This is a genomic window from Deinococcus marmoris (assembly GCF_001949125.1).
GTDB lineage: Bacteria > Deinococcota > Deinococci > Deinococcales > Deinococcaceae > Deinococcus > Deinococcus marmoris_A.
The window spans coordinates 1-17,990 of record NZ_MSTI01000039.1; the positions used below are offsets into that span (position 1 = coordinate 1).

The following is a 17,990-nucleotide window of genomic DNA, read 5'->3' on the forward strand; positions in this document are numbered from 1 at the left end:
GCCGCTGCCCGCCCGGCGGTACGTGAGCGGGGAAGGCTGGCGGTACCTGGGGCGCCAGCACCGTCTCCGCGTCCTGATTGGCGAGGTGGAGGGTGTCCGCGTGACGCGTGGGGAATTGCTTGTCACCGTCAAACGCCAGGAGCGGGCGGAGACCGTGGTAACCCGTTGGATGCGCCAGCGGGCCGCGGCCGTGCTGACTGAGCGGATGCAGGTCTGCCTGGAGCGGGTGGCCCCGTTCAGCATTCAGCACGATGGGGCGTTTCAACTGCGCCGCATGACGACCCGCTGGGGCAGTTGCACCCGCGGCGGCCGGCTGATCTTCAACCCGCTGCTGGTCCAGGCCCCCAAGGACTGCATCGACTACGTCCTGATCCACGAGCTGTGCCACACGCGGGACTTTGGGCATTCAAGCAGCTACTACGCGTTGTTAGGACGGATCCTTCCAGGCTGGAAGCAGCTCCGGTCACGACTCAACCGTGTGGTCGAAATGACGCACCACGTCTCTCCGGGGTGACCGGGGCCTCAGGGAGTGCCATTGACCTTGAGGTAGAAATCGCCCCCGCTTTCCAACGGATATGGGTCCGTCGCGACCCTGAGCGGCTCAACGGCTCCAGCTCGCCCATCTTGTCCTGAAGCAGGTGTCGTTCGATGCAGGATCAAGGTCTAGGTTGTCCGTATTCCCGAAAACAAGACTTCAGGCCTGAATTCACCCTTTCATGCAAACCTGAAATCGGGTTTTCAGGTTCTCGGGAATAATGTCGAACGTCAGAAGAGGCTGGCCGCGCCTTCGGCGGCGCAGCACCGTCCCAACCAGATGTGTTTGCCTACCCAGAACACCAAGATGTTCTTGGACCGGGCGTCCTGTTTGTTGCCTTTGACGTGATGGACGACCTCAGACCTCACCGCTAGACAATGGACGCCCCAGGTTCTTGGTGGCCATGGCCCGGCGGGCATACTTCCTGCGCCCACCATCAATTATAAAACTGTGGGTACACATCAAATCCTGAAAACCTGAAAGGAAGAATTCGGGTATCCCTGAAAGCCGGATTTCGGTATTCTGAACAGATGTACCGGATTGCAATCGCAAACGATAAGGGCGGGGTAGGCAAGACCACCACGGCCGTGATGCTGGCCACCCTGCTGGCCGACCGGGCCGCCACCCTGCTGGTTGACGCTGACGAGAAGACGGCGAGTGCCCTGGAGTGGGCCAGTGCCGGGCCGGGTCTGGCCTGTACGGTCATCTCCATTGACGCGCTGGACCAAACCGACCTGACTCCCTTCGGCTACCTGGTGTTCGACACCAAGGCCGGGGAGGAAGCTGGCGACCTGCTGGCCCTGGCACAGGCGGTGGATCTGCTCATCGTGCCCACCAAGCCGGATGCCCTGAGTCTGCGCGCACTTCCCAAGACCCTTGCCCCTCTGATCGAGCAGGGTGTGAGCAACTACCGGGTGCTGATTACGGATGTGCCCCCCGCGCCGAGCACCGATGGGCATGAGGCTCGCCTGGCCATGATGGAACTCGGGATCCCGGTGTTCAGCCGCGATATCCGGCGGGCCAGCGCCTTCAACAAAGCGGCCCTGAACGGCACCCGGGTGCGGGACGTCAAGGGAGACCAGCGCGCCAAGCTTGCCCACATGGACTACGAGTTGGTCATGCGGGAGGTGCTGGCATGAGCAAATTTGGTGGGGCACTGAAAAAGCTCGAAGGCCTGCAGCCGAAAGGAGACAATTCCTCGGAAGAAAACCTGAAATCCGGAAAACCTGAAATCGCGAATATTGAGAAGGGGCTAGAGCGCGAGAAATACAGCACCTTCCTCGACCGGGAATTGATCACCGCCCTCAAACTCCATGCGGTGCGTCACCGGATGAAACACCATCACGTTGTGGAAGCTGCCCTCCGTCTGTACTTAGAACAGGAAGGGGAAAGCTGACCGCAGTACCCCGTTTAGGACTTGGCGCTAGTCATGAAAAGCCTGTCTGGGATGGCGAAACGACCAAGCTGTTCGCTCCTTAGTCTGAGCAAGCTATGTTTTCTCCTCGGCTTTGAATCATTGTCTGTGATTAGCGAGAAGGAGAAATACGGGTTCCGGACGTGAGGACCGCCGCTTGCTGCGCCTAAAATGTTCCGCCTGGGAATGGCCTATTTAAAGCGAATCCTGCTCAGCGGCGAAGACACGAGACGTCGCCACATGCTCGATAGAAAAGGCATAGCCAATGCCCACATTGGCTGAGCGTTTCAATTGTTCGAGCAAGCTGACAATGTTGCTGGCTGTGAGGCCCTTTAACTCCATCTCGGGATACTGGGGAAGGAGCGGTGCAAGTGGCTGGTTTGCAAGGCGGCCACGCTGCTCTTCGAAGAATTCTTGGACTTGCCTGAAGAGTTCAGTGAAACCATCATGCCGCCGCGTCACAATGCCAATAACCTCGCCCGTGCGCGGATCGATGAGCGGTCCACCCGAGTTACTTGGGTTAATACTCGCGTCAAGCTGGATATATTCCACACCGTTCCGCCGGTAACGTGATGAGATAATTCCTGTGTGGCAGGTCAGATTTTGATGGTTAAGCGGGTACCCGAGCAGGGCCACTTCATCCCCCATCCGCCATTGCCGGGGCGAGCCGAAGCAGAATTCATGGCGGCCTTGTGTCAGCAGTTCCGGTATGCGGAGGATGGCGTAATCGAAACGTGTTTCCTCTGAACCATCTTCCAGACATGCCTGGAAGTCCTCAGGCGTCAGGTGGACCTCATTGTCTGTGGTTTTCATGCCGGGCACATTTGAACGGAGGATGACACGGAGGCTAGGCTGCGTTTGCGCCTGTTCACGAATCATCTGCAGATTGTGGTTGTTCGTGATGAGGTGACCTCGGTGGAGGAAGCCGCTGCCGCTCGCTAACTGCTGACCGCGCAATTCAACGCGGATGTGGATCACACCGCTTTGCACGCGCTCAATAGTTTGGGCCAGGATGGAACGGGGCACGCTCAAAGTTTAGTGTCAAACAACCAAGAGCATGTCGCGCTACCGATCAGCAAGCTTGCCCTTGCCCTGAGGCAGCCACGATAGAAGCCCCCAACGGTTTTCTCGTGTCCTGAATGGCCGTTCTGACCTATGGTTGAGGGAATGCCTGACGACACTGCAGGAATACCCGGATTCATCCGGGCGGCAGCGGACGATTCCACCTATTTCCGTAGCATCGTGCTGTTTGGCACCAATACGGCGTCCTACAAATTCGCGCTGAGTCGCGCGCTGCTGGTCCTTGCGGCCGAAGGGCGCAGCCGGGTCACGCTGTCCGAACTGGCACCGTACTTCACCGCGCCCCTACTGGCCCACGTGCAGCGTGGAAAGAGGCAGGGGACAGTTCCAAGCAGCGTGTTCCTGGAGGGTGCCGCCGCCCACCTACATGGTCAGCTGGATGCAGACGCCTTTCATGCCCTCACCGTGCGGCACGCTTTCCGCTACGTGCTGGACGTATATCACCGTCTGCCCGGCGGCGAGACGGCAACCGAATTCTTCCAGCTCGAGCGCGGACGTTCGCGGACTCTGGTGCTCACCGACGCGCTGCTGGCCCTTTCACCAATAGAACGTGAACTGCTAGAGGCCGAGGCCGAGGCCCGCTGGGATCTGGTTGAACACGCCTGGACCGAGGAAAGCGCCGTAGTGATGTCAGGCCGCTCCCCAACCTACGAGGAAGCCAGCGGTGAGCTGGTGCTGGTGCCCTGGCGGCACCAGACCCGTGTGTCGCTCACGCGCTTGCGCCCTGCCCTGAGCGGCTACCAGAAAGGCCACTGCTTCTACTGCTATCAGCCAGTGGATATGACGTCCGGCGAAGCATGCCACGTGGATCACGTCTTTCCGTGGGTCCTCGGCTACCGCCTGCCGGACGTCGACCTAAACGCAGTGTGGAACCTCGTGCTGAGCTGCGAGACCTGCAATGCCGGTCCAGGCGGGAAAGCGGATGCCATTCCGGCCCGGCGCTTTCTGGAGCGGCTGCATCGGCGCAACTCGTACCTGATAGACAGCCACCACCCGCTCCAAGCAGCCCTGATGCGGGATACGGGAAGCACCGCCAAGACCCGCTGGGCTTTCCTGACGTCTATGGAAGCCTTTGCCCTGGAGCAGCGCACAAAACGCTGGGATGGGCGCGCCGAACACCCACCAGTATTTTGATTGCGTTTGCCTCCAAGACCACCGATGATGCGGATGAGCCGTGGCCCAGGCGCCGTCCTGCTAGCCGGAGCTGCGGCTCCGTCAGCAGGCTGGAGAGCTGATAGAAAGCCACGGGGCGGCAGTCAGGTGGTCAGTGGACGCCATGCCCTTCCTGAACCAGTGATGTGATGAGACATGAACGACTGGGACGTGAGAAACACGTAAGAGAGTTTTCCCTAAGGTCGGTGCAATGAAGAAACACTTCAAGCTCACCGCACTCGTCCTCTGCTTCATGCTCGGCAGCTTCGCAAACGCCGAGTTACAGCGTGTGCCTGGAACCAACACGTATTACGAAAAAGATCTCGATGCCATGACCGACGCCAATACAAGTATGGTTGTCGTCGCAGAGATCAATGACACGCAAGGCGAGACCGCCATGGCTTTTATTTGCCGTGATGGCAAAGCCAGTGCATTCCTGAATACGAAGAACAACCTGATGAGCAGTGGGGAATACGACCTTGAACGCTCCCCTAACCTGATGTACCGGGTGGATTCGCAGCAAGCCAAGACTATTCCGTCACAAACTGGCCTCACCAGTGGCGAACCGGACTTAACTCTTCTGGCTTTTGATGACGCTCGCGACGCCATCCTTACTGCTGCCTTCACAAATACCACGAGCAAAATCGTCATGCGCGTACTGCGAAACAATGGCAGCGCATTGGACTATACCTTCTCCACAGGTGGTTTCAAAGAGGCAATGCGAGCTGTAAACTCTTGCAAATAAGCGATCTATCAATGCAATTGCCGATATTTGATTGGTCATACGATCATGTATTACCTAAAATATACCCTTGAAAGAAAGGGGGGTTGTTTAGAATTTTCTAAACTTAAAGTCTATTAAAAATATTAAGGGAATAAAATAATGGGAATTGACCAAGCGATATTAGCAGAACAAGATCAAAAGAAGTTTCAGGAAAAAATGAAGGAGACAGAGTATCTCAATTCAAGAGCCAATTTATCTAAAACTGATCTTGAAAGATTAAAATATTTCTACTCCGAACTTAAACGTACAGGTATTTTGCAGTCCGCTGAAAAAGTTATTTTTCTAAGAAGTCTTCATCATGGCAAAATATATGCAGAAATCAGACCAAGAACTTATGAAGGAGCTTTCAGTCAACATGCCAAAGAAGCAATTATAGATAATCCTACGCGTATTCTTGCATACTGTGATGGTTATCTATTTTCTATTAGTCCTCATCCTTCCCCTTCGGAAACGCTTATATATTACGGCGGAATGGGGTTATTCTTTAGAGGAAAGGCAAACTATTTACCTTTCACGGGTCTCGAAAGACTTGAAAAGATGCCGATTGGCTATCTTAAAAAGTATAGAAATTTACGAAAGATCGATGGCGTTTCCGAAGAGGAGTTAGATAAAATCGGGAAGCCCTCTGAAAATCCTTTAGGGAAGCAAATAATAAAATATCGAAAGTTATATAGTAAACTGATGATTATAGGATTTCTACCCTCCGCAGTAATATTAATAGTAGGATGGGCTTTGACAGATTATATAGATAATATGACCATAATTTTAATTCCTATAATAATTGGCATGATAATTATGGCTTCTGCTATAATACCTCATTTGAAGGCCGAACGACTAGCAAAGCGACCAGACTCCATTCAGCAAACCGCAATATCCATTAGTAGTATATTCGATCCAGAATACTTAAAATAATTATCAAACATTACCCAGATAAACGGTTATATTAATAATATATGAGAATATATTTCAAGACTACTAAATTTTTTATCCAAGTTTTTAATAAAAATAATCTGAGACATGTAGATAACCCACTTTATTTGGAGGAAGCAGGCATCATGCCCACCATCGACAGCCCCACCACATCCGGCAGTGCGGCAGCCGCAGCAGCGACACGCGCATTGGACGTGTGGGCATAGATCGTCGTGGTCTGGATGGACTCATGGCCCAGCAGCACGCGGATCTCGTCCAGCGTCCGGCCCGACTCAATTAAGGCCGTGGCGAAGGTGTGCCTCAATTTGTGCGGCGAAACCTTCGCCACGTCCAGGCCGGCGCGGCGGGCGGCGGCGTCGAGCATGGCCCCGATGCTGCGCGCCTGCATCTGCTGGCCGGAACGTTTGCCCGACAGGGGAGACCACACCCACGGGCTGACCGGATTGCCATACATCCGCCGCAGCCGCAGCCAGCGCGTCAGGGCACTCCTGGCCGTTTCGGAGAGCGGCACGCGCCGTTCCTTGTCCCCCTTGCCGATCACCCGCACGGCGATGGGCTGCCCGTCGTGGGACTCGATCTGGTCAAAGGTCAGATTGAGCATCTCGGAAATGCGGAGACCGGTGCCATACAGAAAGGCGACGACACACCAGTTGCGCTCACCTCGGATCGGACTCTTGTCCTTCCAGACCGCGTCCAGCAGACGGGCCACGTCGCTCAGCGCCAGCGCGCCGGGCAGGCGCCGGGGCAGTTTCGGGCGGCGCAGCTCGGCGGGACCGGGCTGCAGGTCAGGCACACGCTGAATGTCCCGCAGAAATACCCAGAAACTGCGCCAGGAAGAAACCAGCCGGTGGTTCCGGCGGGGCGCGGGTTTGCTGTGGGCCAGGTAGGCGCGCAGGTCACTGGCACCGATTTGATTCCAGTCGCGCCCGCGCTGGGCCTCGGGCAGTTCTGGACGGTCCAGCCAGGTGCGCAACAGGCGCAGGTCTTTTGAATACTCCTTGATGGTGGCGGGGCTGAGACCTTCCTCAGTGGTGAGGTAATGCGCCCAGTCCTGCATCGGATCGGTTTGACTTTGGGTAGACATTCGGAACTCTCCATTGCTCTGCCCAGGGCTGGGCCAAGACTTGATAGTACTTTACCGAAAAGATTTATTTTCGGTAGATCGGTTTCTGGGGTTTGGGTTGCTGTAGTTGACGTGCTGGACAATGGGCAGCGTATAGACCGACATGTAAACGACGATACGGGCCGGAAAAGATTACCGAAAATGATCTGGCTTTACCGAAAATACTGCGGATCCTGGCAGGAACAAGGCAGCATTTGAGCTTCATTGAGAACGGGCTGGCCTTGAGTTCGTGGCGGCATGCGACTGGGGGTCACTTCAAGATCGATACTGGTGGCGAAGTCCGGTGACGGTCTCGCAGAACAGTGTTTTTCGTGACTTCGCCACCGGCGTCTACCGATGAAGAGGTGAGATTTTGACTTCGCCACCAGTATCAAGATCAGCGCGCCCTACTACGCTAAGGGTCAAACGCTGTCTGGGACGAGGTTACCGCAGTGGTTCTCGAACGACCCAGAGTGGCTTGGTCCAGCAGGCGTCTTCGGAGGGTCAGGCGGCCCCAGCTGTCGGTCGGCCGGGCGCCAGATGCGGACCCTCCCGCCCTCCGTCGCTGGCCGGCAGCGCGTTCATTTCTCGACCCGTGGGGCGAGCGCCAAGCGCATCAGGTACCGCTGCCCGCCGCCCTGTCGCCGGTACTTGCGGTACACGACGGTCAGTTCCTTCTGCAGGGCCTTGGCCTCGTCGAAGGTCAGGGCCAGGTCGTCAACCCAGATGTCCAGGAACGCGGGCGAGCGGCGGTCAAGCAGGTCAGGGGCCGTCTCTCCGTCCACGGTGTGCTGCATCACCAGCCGACCCTGGCGATCCAGGTCAAAGCGCAGCCCCCACTCCCGCAGCCCCCACGCCTCCAGGTACGCCGTGGCCGCCTCCGTCATGCTGTGGAGGAAACCATCCCGGCGCTGCTCCCAGTCCTGACGGGACAGGCCCTGGGCCGTCTCTGCCGGTGCCTGCTGGAACGGCACGAAGTAGCTGTCCGCCACCGCGCGGTACCACTTCACCGCGCGGCCGCGCCGCCGCTCCTCGCGCGCAATGAGTACCAATTCTGCCTGTACCAGCACCCGCACGCGGTATAGCAGCGAGTTGAGTGGCACCTGCAGTTCCCCCGCCAGGTCGCTGAGGGTTCGCTCCCGACCGACCAGCGCGCCGAGGAGACGCCGGGCCCCTGGGTCGAGCAGCAGTTTCGCGGCCGCCGCCTGCGTCACCCGGTGGGCCACGCTACTTCCAAGTCTGTGTCCCATACGAAGTAGAGGCAGTCTACAGTAAATGGGCATCACATCCCAGGAGGCACGTATGACGCACCCCACCGACCCGGCGCCAGCCCGAGTCACCACCGAACGCCGTGGAGCACTGCTGCTGATGGGCCTTGATCGGCCCGACAAGCGCAACGCCTTCGACACCGCGATGCTGCTCGAACTGGCCACGGCACTCACTCAGATCGAGGACGACGACGAGCTGCGCTGCGGCGTGCTGTTCGCGCATGGCAGCATGTTCACCGGCGGCCTCGACCTGGGTGAGGTGGCTCCCCAGATCGCGGCGGGCACCTTTGCCATGCCCACAGAGCTGGTCGATCCCTGGGGCGTCCAGGGACGCACGCGGACCAAACCCTTGGTGGTCGCCGTGCAGGGCAAGTGCCTCACGCTGGGCATCGAGTTGCTGCTGGCCGCCGACCTGCGGATCGCGGCGCAGGACGCCACCTTCGCGCAGATCGAGATTCAGCGCGGCATCTTCCCCTTCGGTGGGGCCACCCTGCGCTTCCCGCAGGTGGCAGGCTGGGGCAACGCCATGCGGTACCTGTTGACCGGAGACGAATTCGGCGCTGCGGAAGCCTACCGGCTGGGTTTGGTGCAGGAGGTGGTGGAGACCGGACGCGAGCTGGAACGGGCGACCGAACTGGCCGGGCGAATCGCGGCGCAGGCCCCGCTGGGCGTGAAGGCCACCCTGGCCTCGGCGCGCCAGGCGACGGAGGGCGGCGCACACTTCCAGGCGGCGGCGCAGCAGCTAGGGCCAGAGATCACGCGGCTATTCGGCACGGCCGACGCGCAAGAGGGGCTGCATTCCTTCTTCGAGCGCCGCGAAGCGAAGTTCACGGGACGATAACCTGAAGCCAGCGGGCACGCGGGCAGGTCGAACGGGCACCGTCCTATCTCGACCTGCCCGCGTGCATCCCGAACCGTCTACGCTTGGAGCGCTCCACCTCGGCCCCGTCGGGAATCAACTGACCGGCTTTCCGCCGACTTCGAACCTGTCCACCACGCTGGCCGGGGCCTGAAAGTCGTAGTCGGGAATGTCGTCCTGCTCGGCCACGACCTGACCTTTCACCACCTGCATCCAACTGCCGTACACCCACGCCTTCTCGAACATGACGCGCACCGCGCCCAGCTGTAGACCGTGGAACTGCTCCCTCGTTAGGAGGTCGTCGATACGGGTATTTTCCTTGACCCGAAAACAGCGGTTGACGCCCTTGGAGTGCAGGTACACGCACCCATTCCTCCCTACAAATTGTCGGTCCTCAATCGAGACTGCCCATCCCATCGCCGGAAAAATCTTCTATAGTTTGGAAACGAGCGTGCAGTACCACTGCTGCGGCCAGGCGTCTTCATGGGCGATGGTCTGGCCAAGACGTTGTCCTGATAAGGCGACACCGTCCAGACCAGGAGAAGCACCCACCCAGTGCACCGCCGAACACCAGTCAGCGCTACCGGTGGACGATCTCCATCACGGTGTTCTTGCTCAGGTCTAGATCGCGCGCGATCTGGCGGTACGAGCAGCCCTCTTCCCGCAACTTCAGCACCCTGGACTGATACCGGTCGGCCTTGACCCGCACGCCAGGTTGCCGGCCGAACTTGACCCCGCGTTCCTGGGCGGAGGCCACTCCGGACCGGATGCGCTCGCGCAGCAGGTCACGCTCGAACTCGGCCAGGGCAGCCATCAGCGACGCGAACAACTTGCCCTGCGGTGAGCGCAGATCGAATTGCAGCCCGGTCTGGGCGATCACTGAGACGCCGCACGCCTCCAACTCCTGCAGGGTGCTCAAGAGGTCGGTCGACGACCGACCCCAGCGCGTCAGCTCCGTTACCAGCACGCCCCCGATCTGCCTGGCCCGCACCAGCGTCAGGACCTTAGCGCGCTCGACCCGGTCGTCTTTGCTGCCAGAGGCGGTCTTCAAGGAGACCGCCACGACATCGTACCCGGCCCGCTCGGCGAATGCCAGCAGATCACGCTCCTGTCGTTCACACGACTGATCGGCCGTGGAAACCCGGCAGTAGAGTGCGGCGCACTGTCCCATTTAAACCCTCCCGATTCTAGCCCTGAAAAACAGCGTGTTTCCGGGGGCCAGCAGGTGTCCCGTTCGAAGTAGAGCTTGATGGGGACACGGCAGTCCATTAGGCGGCGTTCCCAGTGTGGGGCTGGCTGAAGCTGAGAAATTCGGGCCTTTTCTTCCGCTTAGCGTAGTAGGGCGCACGGATCTTGAGGTGAACCCTGCGACGATGATCTCGCATGCTCACCTACCGCATCCGCGACGCCACGCAGCCCGAAGGCACTGATCCCAAGGTCCTGGTCCACGTTTGCAACGATCAGGGCCACTGGGGTGCTGGTTTCGTCCTGGCCTTATCGCGACGGTTCAAGCAGCCGGAGGCCGCCTACCGGGCCTGGGCCACGGGGCAGACCGACACACAGAATCCATTCGAACTGGGCTGCGTGCAGTTCGTGGACGTCGAACCCGGTCTGTGGGTCGCGAACCTGATTGGGCAGCACGACATTGCCCGTCAGGCGCGGCCTGCCAGCAGGCCGCCAGTGCGGTATGACGCCATCCGTGCAGGTCTCAGGCGGGTCCGTACCTTTGCTCAGGCGCATCAGGCGAGCGTACACATGCCCCGCATCGGCGCGGGCCTAGTAGGTGGGGACTGGACAGTGATTGAGGGCATCGTGCAAGAGGAACTGACCGATCAGGGCATTGCCGTGACTGTGTACGACCTGCCAACGCGCCCATGACCAGACTGTCCTTCGCTGGCCTGCATAAACACCTCGTCAAGGCTCTTCCGGAGCTTTCGTGGCCTATGAAGTTGCTGTGCGAGGACGAAGTCTTCAGCTCACTCCGTGCGCTATGGATCGGCAGAACTGCGCCATGTGCTGCGGTAGATTCCAGAGAGAATAGGCGAGATTCTACACGTCTTGATACGGCCTTTTTCTGCACTGGGACAGCCGGAAACTAAAGTTGTCAGCTACTGAGACTGAGGTCTTATAGAGTGTGGGAATGAGTGCCAGGGAAGCCAGAGAGGCCAAGGTTGAAAACCCAGTGCCGTTAATAGTATTGTTAACACGGGTGGTGTGGTGACGTACCGCTTGCACCTAGCCCGACATCCCTCCAATCTCACCGCCCCTCAAGCTCTGATCATTCAGGATTTCCTGAAAATGGCAGGAAAGGGCCAGCGGACTTGCCTCAGGGCCGTAGTCGAGATGTGTGCCGACCTGCATCAGAATGGTCGTGATTGCCGTTACCTGAAATCGTTCGGCGGCCCCGTTTATGAGTTGAAGAAGCGCGCTTCAGACGGCGGTGCCCGGGTCTACGTCCTGGCCATTGGTGCAGAATTCGTCCTGGTTCACGCCGAGTGCAAGAACGAAAACCAGGCCGACCAGAACCTTCTCCTCGACGTTTCTGATGTGTATGACGCCATCATGGGACATCAACCTGTTTTAGAGCCAAGAAGGAGTTGATATGACCACCCGAGAAGAGCGACTCGTCGCATTGCTCGCGCAGCCCGAGGGTGCTGCACCTATGCCCGACTCTATTCCAGCCGGGCTCTTGCAGGCGATCACGCCGGACCAACTCGCTGGCGCTGTGCAAAGCGCCATTGCCACGCAAGCAGCCGGGGAAGCCCTGCATCAGGCCAGACGGCAACGTGAACTGTCACTGCGACAAGCCGGCGCTGCCAGTGGCCGCAGCGCGCCACGTGTGAAAGCCATCGAAGGTACAGATCTCGACATCCACCTTGGGACGGTGGTGGAGCACGCCCAGGCGCTAGGCTACGAAGTAAAGCTGGTTCTTACGGCAGTCACCGGTGGCCGTCCAATCGAAGCTCACCTCACCGCGCCTGAGAAACAGGCAGATGCTGATCAGGGGCCGACAACAACCATGAAGGGTGAGACCCGCCTCAAGGTGCGCGCCGCAAGTCGCGTGAAAGGTTAAAGGTCCCGTTTGACGATTTCTCGCCTCGACTGTCTGGCCTTCCATACCGACATTCATACCGGGCTCTCCCAGGATCACGAATACGATGTTGTGCTTCGGCATGAGGTGTACTCACATCCCCGGCACCAGACCGTAGAGTGGCAGGTCAATCTTGACTTCCAAGGTCTCACGGCGTGCGAGGTTCGCGCACGCTATCGTCTGCAGGTCGATGATACGGACGGCCACGAGTGGACTGCGCTCGAAGCCTCGTGGCCATATCTGCGGCAGCAGGCTGGGGCTTTCCTCGCAGAACAGGGGTTGCCACATTTTCTTCCGGTAGATCTGCCTCTGGACCAGCCACAACACCAAGACCGTGCCCCGAAACTCCATGAACTGGAGCGGCCTGAGATTCCACCAAGAACACCCTCGTCCGAGCCGCTACCCCGGCGACCACTCCCACTCCCTGGGAGGCTGACGATCATCTTGAGTATCCAGCAGACCCTACAGCGCATCGTACAGGGCGAGGGAAACTGGCTGCTGGGTGCCGTTCAGCTGTACGGGGCACTCCTGGGGGCCACCCGCTCCCGGTCAAAAGGGACGCGCCTGGAATGGCATGTCCGGAACGATACGCTGCAAGCCCGATTCTTTGAGGACGCGACGGGAGCGTCCCTTTCAGGCTTCAGGGCTCTTGAGCTGTTCGATCAGCGGATGCTACTCGCCACGGCGCGGCAGATCGTGGCAGCGCTCATGGACGACGTTTTGACCCGCCAGAGCAATATGATGACCGGTCAACTCACAGACAGTTTTCAGGACGATGTTGACAACCTCATCAACACGCCGGACGGAGCGGACGACGTTCACCTGACGCTCGCAGCAAAGATTGTAGAAGGCGAATCTCAGGAAGACGGAGAGTCAGCCCTGAGTCATCTTTACCAGTATGTGGTTGCCCCCTTAAAAGAACTCAGGCGGCCCAGCCCGCTGAAAGAAAAACCTCTGGTCGAGCACATTCCTCTACTCAACGGCGAACCGATGTCGATGACCTCAACCGGTACCTTCAGCGAAGGCGGGTGCACCGACATTCTGTCGGTGACGATGATCATCACAGATGCGGGTTATCTATTCGAGGATCCTGATCCCCTATCGCATAACGTGCCTCTCAGCCAGCCGACGATGTACCGACTCCGACACTTGCACCTCGACCAGTCGCAAGCTCCTGCGCTGCTGTTCGTGACCGACCTGAATCTGGATACCGACGTCTCCAGCCTTCAGAGTGACCAGCTAGACGACGATTTTTCTGAAGAACAGCTGGCCCGCTGGCGTCGCGCCCGTGAATTGTCCGAATGCCCCTGGCCGCGGCATGGACAGGAACTCGGCCTTCAGGACCTCGAATGGCCCGAGAAGTCCGGCACTTTGCAGGAATTTGAGACCTGGATCCTGCAACAGGAGAAAGACAATCTCACGACCGCTCAGTGGCAGGAGATCATCCGCGTCGAAGGCCTGGATCTGGAGGCCCTCGTCAGGCGAGGTCAGATGCCGGTCGCAGTGCTAACGATTCTCGCGGAACATCCCGATGAGGCATTGAGGCGGGAAGTGGCTGAGCAAGTGGGTCTACCTGAGGCCCTCATGGACCAGCTTTGGAACGACTCGGACGAGATCAGGTTGGGCCTTGCGAGAAATTCGACTCTTTCCGAACACCTCCAACGCCAGCTCGCTCACGTGGAGTCGGTCTTCGTCAGAGAAGAGCTCGCATTCAATCCTAGCCTGCTCCCCGAGCTTCTCGAACTTCTCGCCGAGGATCCGTTCTACCCTATCCGCATGAACGTTGCAGGCAACACTGCCACGGCCGAAAGTGTATTGAGGCGACTGGCTGGTGACAGTCACGAGTGGGTTCGCGATGAGGCCTTGAAGGCACTGAGCGCTCGGCAGCTTGAGCTGTGAAAACTAGCGCCCAGCGCGTTCCGAGCCAGGATTACACCGACCTTTCGCCCGTCAGAGGCTCCATCCTGACCCGGACAGGTTTCTGGGATCGACTCAGATGAGCCTGAGCCTCTACTTCACACCGTTCAGTTCTTGGGAAACAGATCAAGGGAGAACAGCTCGGCAGCGCTAGTGTGTTCACCGCTCTTGCTGATCTCCAGCCTATTCGCACGCCAGCTTTTCTTCACGTCGTCAATGTGGGTGATCATGATGATGTGATCGAACAGACCGTCCTTGAGCACCTCATGGAGCACAACTTGGACCTGATCGCGTCGTTGGTCGTCCAGACTCGAGAGAACTTCGTCGAGCACAAGGAACCGGACTTGATGGTTAGTCGCGATGCGTTGTGCCCGTTCGGCGAGGGCGAGCCGCAGGCACAGCCCAACCAGGGCCTTTTCACCGCCGGAGAGCCGGTCGACGGAGCGCTTGACATAGGAAGCGTCCCGGTAGTGCAGCGTTCCGTTCTGGTCGAGGGCAATGCCACGGATGGAGGTGTCTGCAACCCGCTGAAGGAGGGTGGACGCGCGGGCAATGACCTCGCGGGTATTGGCGGCGAAGAAATGCTGCTGGAAGTTGGTGAGGTGGGAACACAGCTGACTGTCACGCTCAAGGCGCTGCCAAGTCTCAGTCACGTGCTGATCCGCCCTGCTCATTGACGTGAGTACTGCCTCAGCCGCCGCTTTCTCTCGTGTAGCGTCCCGCAAGGCGGCCGCCGCTCTCTCAGTCGCCACTGCCACCTGGGACTGATCAGCGGTGAGCTGTAACAGTTCCGCCTGGGCATTCTGATGTGCGGCAGAGTCATACGCGAGGGCGGTGCGGGCATCCTCAAGAGCACGGATGGTCTGAGTCTTGACGTCCAGTAGTTGCTGCGTCGTGCGCGCTTTGCGCTCCAGGTCGTCGCGCCGATCGTACCGTTCCTTTGCAGGCCGGAGCTGCTCGAGTTTGTCCGCCAGAAGGTCACGTTCAGCCTCCAAAGCAGGGCCCCGAGCATGATCGAATGGCAGGTGGATGCCAAACTCCTCACACCGTGCGGTTGCCGTATCGCACGCAAGCTGCGCCTCCGTCCAGCGCTTATGGGCCTCGTGGGCTCGGTCAGCGGCACGCTCGACAGCCTGCACCTCTTTTTTCAGGCGTTTGGCGTCGTCTCGTAAGCTGGACAGCTCGAGTGTCCAGGATTCACGGCGTCTTACAGATGCCCGCTCTCGGATGGCCAGTGCCTCCCGTAGCGCCGGCAGCGTGGTATTGATCCACGAGTGGAGGTGTACCTCCCGTTCCTGCCGGCCGTGGTTGTCCAGTTCGAGGCCGCAGGTCGGGCACACCTGGCCCGGGTGTGCCAGTGCCGTGAGGTGGCCCTGAAATTCCTCGCGTTGCTGGTCGAGCCGCCGTGCCTCTGCTACGATCTCGGCTGCTTCCTGCGCCGTTGGATCCAGGGCGAGCGCATCCAGTCGCGCGGTGACCACTTCTAAGTCATGAACTGGGTTCGGCAGTTGAATGCACTCACGCTGGAGACGGTGGAAGTCCTCATGTCGACGCTCGACCTCAGCGATGGCCTGTTCCAGCCTCTGTGCGGTTCCAGCGTGCTTCCCGTGAGCACGCTGCGTCCGCTCGGCCTCCTGGTGACGGGCCTGCACCTCCTGCCAATCCTTCGCTTCTGCACGGCTGGCTAATGCGATGTCCCGTTCAATTTCATGATCGGCAAGTAGCGTTTGCAGCCCACTGAGCTCCCCCTGGGCCTCTCGCAGGGTGCCAAGCAAGTCGGCATCCTCTTCCTGCCTGTCCCTAAACGCCTCCAGAATGGAAGTCTGCCTCTTCACTTGAGTGTCAAAAGCCTTGATCGTTTGAGCGGCCTGTTCTTGGGCCACTCGCGCGTGCTCTGCCATCGACCCGATTGCGGTGATGTGCTGCTCGTGTGCGCAAATGGCGTCCTGGAGCGCCCCCCTCAACTGACCGAGCCTCTCTGCCCTGGTTCTCAGTGTGCGCGATGTCGACACCTGCTGAGCAGCACTCGTCAAGTGAGGCTGGCCATGAAGTCCGGTCGCTTCTCGGGCCAGGAGGGTAAGCGCTGTTTTGAACTCATCTACTGCCAGATTGACTTCGGCCTCCTGCAACTCGACTGCCTTCTTAACCACATCGAGTTGCAAAACCTCTTCAATCAGTTTTTTCCGCTCCACAGGCTTCAGGGTGACCAGAGCTTCGGTCTGACCCTGGAGAGCAAAGTACACCCGTTCGAAATTGGTTCGTCCCAGGCCGCCCACGCGGGAACGGACCTCCGCGATGACGGCATCGCGACTTCCAGGCGCCAAGTTGATCAGGTCCTGGCCGTTGACCGTTAGGGCAGCCTGTGTGTCGTGCTGGGTGACGCTCAGTTGCGCGTCGCCGCATTTGAAAGTGAACGTAACACGCCAGGGTCTCTCCGAGTCGTCGGACGTCGGACTCATTCCCCGGAGCGGGCCATACAGTGCATTCAGGATCGCTTCGGTGAGCGTCGACTTGCCGGCGCCGTTCGGTCCCGTCACGATGGTCAGTCCGGTTTGGAAAGTCAGTTGTGTGATCTCCCGGTACCGTCGGTAGTTTTCGAGTGTGAGCTGGAGCATCAGGAACCGTCCTGCGCACGTTCCAAGGCGGCACGCGCTTCCAGCAGCCGTTTCATGCCCTCGGTCTGGACCCACGTGCGCTCTGTATCGTCCTCAACGTGTTCTGCGAGGTAGGCCGTCCATTGGTCGGGAAGGGAGTCGGCCGCCGGCGCAGTTTCATTCTGGAGAACTTCGTCGTCGTACAGTCGCCAGATCAAGTCGATATGGCGCGCCCGCTGTCGCAGAAGTTGCAGTTCCTGGTGATTCAGCTGCGCGTACAGGACTGCCGGGCAGTGTTGGATTTCCAGCTGAACTAGGGCTTCGGCGGGGAGGTCACGGGTCGCCTCGTCGATCAGTGCCAGCACCTCACTGACCGCCTTCCCGTCGGCGCTGATCGGTGAGAGTCGCAGGAGCGGCCGGCTGTCGCCATAGAGAAACGAGGTGATCGCCGCCGGACCGTTCTTGCTAATCCGGATGTCGAGGGCACCCCTATGCGCGTAAGGATCGTCATGGACGAACGGATGCGGCTGGCCTTCTGCGAAAGTCAAAGCTTCAAGGCTCCCGGCATACCTGGCATCGCTGCTCGTCAGGGGCACATGATTGTGGGCGTGGGCATCGCCCAGGGCGATATAGGTCCAGTCCTTGCGGATCAGGTCCGCAGGAATGCTACTCACAGGTCGGGGGTCATCGACCCGCGTTTCTCCCTGAACCCGTCCATGCGCGACCAGAAGGTTGACGAAGCCGTCGACCGGGTGGAGGCTGCTCAGGTCTCCGCCCTTCAACGCGCCGTGAGGGACGGCGTGCACAATGACGTGATCGCGCAGGATATCCGTACGCCAGACCTGGGCGCCGACGGTTCTGGCCTCACTACCGTGGGCCACGTGCGCACCGAGGGTTTCGAGATACGAAAGTGGAGAACCGTGGAGTGGCGTAACGGGGGCGTCGTGGTTGCCTTCAATGATGACGACCTCGATGCCTGCAGCGTGGAGCGTGCCGATGAATTCCGCAGCAGCGGCAACGGCGCGGGGCATGGGATTGGCGCGGTGGAACAGGTCGCCGGCAATCACGAGGAGATGGACAGTGGGGGTGGCATTGATCAGCGCGTCTGCAAGCCACCGGACGGCGCGCTCGATGTCCGTTTCCCGCAGGGGCCGCCCGGCATCCGCGCCGTCGGTGACGATCAGGCTAGAAGGCCCAGTGAAACCAAGATGCAGGTCGGCCACATGAACGATGCGTAGCGGCGTCATGCTGGGGCGTTCACGTG

The 17,990-nt window shown here is 59.3% G+C and carries 18 protein-coding genes; 11 read left to right on the forward strand and 7 right to left on the reverse strand.

The window, feature by feature from the left end; translation table 11 throughout:
- The 3 genes from BOO71_RS05760 to BOO71_RS05770 all read left to right on the forward strand — a co-directional run.
- Positions 1-514 (forward strand): M48 family metallopeptidase (locus tag BOO71_RS05760; RefSeq protein ID WP_075831014.1); only part of this gene is annotated, 514 nt, incomplete at its 5' end.
- 551 nt (positions 515-1,065) lie between these two features.
- Positions 1,066-1,674 (forward strand): nucleotide-binding protein, encoded by a 609-nt coding sequence (locus tag BOO71_RS05765; RefSeq protein WP_075831015.1) that lies wholly within the window; start codon positions 1,066-1,068, stop codon positions 1,672-1,674.
- A complete protein-coding gene (locus BOO71_RS05770) occupies positions 1,671-1,931 on the forward strand; it encodes a hypothetical protein (protein WP_075831016.1) in 261 nt (86 codons plus the stop codon). Before BOO71_RS05765 ends, BOO71_RS05770 begins: the two co-directional genes overlap by 4 nt.
- 213 nt (positions 1,932-2,144) lie before the next feature.
- Here the strand turns inward: BOO71_RS05770 and BOO71_RS05775 are convergent, their stop codons facing one another.
- The gene (locus BOO71_RS05775; protein WP_175607376.1) at positions 2,145-2,975 is read right to left on the reverse strand and encodes a S1 family peptidase; all 831 of its coding nucleotides are present in this window, start codon (positions 2,973-2,975) and stop codon (positions 2,145-2,147) included.
- A gap of 141 nt (positions 2,976-3,116) precedes the next feature.
- Between BOO71_RS05775 and BOO71_RS05780 the strand changes: the two genes are divergently transcribed.
- From BOO71_RS05780 to BOO71_RS26780, 3 genes are all read left to right on the forward strand, one after another.
- Complete coding sequence (locus BOO71_RS05780) at positions 3,117-4,163, forward strand: HNH endonuclease (RefSeq protein WP_075831018.1); 1,047 nt, start codon at positions 3,117-3,119, stop codon at positions 4,161-4,163.
- 229 nt (positions 4,164-4,392) lie between these two features.
- Positions 4,393-4,926, forward strand: a complete 534-nt coding sequence (locus tag BOO71_RS05785; RefSeq protein ID WP_075831019.1) for a hypothetical protein — start codon at positions 4,393-4,395, stop codon at positions 4,924-4,926.
- 138 nt (positions 4,927-5,064) lie between these two features.
- Positions 5,065-5,877, forward strand: coding sequence for a hypothetical protein (locus BOO71_RS26780; protein WP_139322771.1), 813 nt, complete (start codon positions 5,065-5,067; stop codon positions 5,875-5,877).
- 121 nt (positions 5,878-5,998) lie between these two features.
- Here the strand turns inward: BOO71_RS26780 and BOO71_RS05790 are convergent, their stop codons facing one another.
- Complete coding sequence (locus BOO71_RS05790; RefSeq protein WP_075831020.1) at positions 5,999-6,979, reverse strand: tyrosine-type recombinase/integrase; 981 nt, start codon at positions 6,977-6,979, stop codon at positions 5,999-6,001.
- A 599-nt stretch (positions 6,980-7,578) separates the two neighbouring features.
- Positions 7,579-8,223 (reverse strand): winged helix-turn-helix domain-containing protein, encoded by a 645-nt coding sequence (locus tag BOO71_RS05795; RefSeq protein WP_075831021.1) that lies wholly within the window; start codon positions 8,221-8,223, stop codon positions 7,579-7,581.
- A 76-nt stretch (positions 8,224-8,299) separates the two neighbouring features.
- Here BOO71_RS05795 and BOO71_RS05800 point away from each other — a divergent pair, with 76 nt between their 5' ends.
- The gene (locus BOO71_RS05800) at positions 8,300-9,106 is read left to right on the forward strand and encodes a crotonase/enoyl-CoA hydratase family protein (RefSeq protein WP_075831022.1); all 807 of its coding nucleotides are present in this window, start codon (positions 8,300-8,302) and stop codon (positions 9,104-9,106) included.
- Between the two features lie 114 nt (positions 9,107-9,220).
- Here BOO71_RS05800 and BOO71_RS05805 read toward each other — a convergent pair whose 3' ends face one another.
- Both BOO71_RS05805 and BOO71_RS05810 read right to left on the reverse strand, forming a co-directional pair.
- Positions 9,221-9,487, reverse strand: coding sequence for a hypothetical protein (locus BOO71_RS05805; RefSeq protein ID WP_075831023.1), 267 nt, complete (start codon positions 9,485-9,487; stop codon positions 9,221-9,223).
- A 217-nt stretch (positions 9,488-9,704) separates the two neighbouring features.
- The gene (locus tag BOO71_RS05810) at positions 9,705-10,295 is read right to left on the reverse strand and encodes a recombinase family protein (RefSeq protein ID WP_075831024.1); all 591 of its coding nucleotides are present in this window, start codon (positions 10,293-10,295) and stop codon (positions 9,705-9,707) included.
- Between the two features lie 212 nt (positions 10,296-10,507).
- Between BOO71_RS05810 and BOO71_RS05815 the strand changes: the two genes are divergently transcribed.
- The 4 genes from BOO71_RS05815 (at position 10,508) to BOO71_RS05835 (ending at position 14,114) form a co-directional block, all read left to right on the forward strand.
- A complete protein-coding gene (locus BOO71_RS05815; RefSeq protein ID WP_075831025.1) occupies positions 10,508-11,002 on the forward strand; it encodes a macro domain-containing protein in 495 nt (164 codons plus the stop codon).
- A gap of 339 nt (positions 11,003-11,341) precedes the next feature.
- Positions 11,342-11,725, forward strand: a complete 384-nt coding sequence (locus BOO71_RS05820) for a hypothetical protein (protein ID WP_139322773.1) — start codon at positions 11,342-11,344, stop codon at positions 11,723-11,725.
- Position 11,726: 1 nt separating this feature from the next.
- Positions 11,727-12,197 carry a hypothetical protein gene (locus BOO71_RS05825; RefSeq protein ID WP_075831027.1) on the forward strand — a complete coding sequence of 157 codons (471 nt, stop codon included), beginning with the start codon at positions 11,727-11,729 and terminating at the stop codon, positions 12,195-12,197.
- 9 nt (positions 12,198-12,206) lie between these two features.
- Positions 12,207-14,114: a hypothetical protein gene (locus BOO71_RS05835; protein ID WP_139322774.1), complete on the forward strand. Its 1,908-nt coding sequence runs from the start codon at positions 12,207-12,209 to the stop codon at positions 14,112-14,114.
- 125 nt (positions 14,115-14,239) lie between these two features.
- Here the strand turns inward: BOO71_RS05835 and BOO71_RS05840 are convergent, their stop codons facing one another.
- Positions 14,240-16,747, reverse strand: coding sequence for an AAA family ATPase (locus tag BOO71_RS05840; protein ID WP_075831030.1), 2,508 nt, complete (start codon positions 16,745-16,747; stop codon positions 14,240-14,242).
- Positions 16,747-17,973 carry a metallophosphoesterase family protein gene (locus BOO71_RS05845; protein ID WP_075831031.1) on the reverse strand — a complete coding sequence of 409 codons (1,227 nt, stop codon included), beginning with the start codon at positions 17,971-17,973 and terminating at the stop codon, positions 16,747-16,749. The genes BOO71_RS05840 and BOO71_RS05845 overlap by 1 nt, the downstream gene beginning before the upstream one ends.
- Positions 17,974-17,990: the final 17 nt, after the last annotated feature.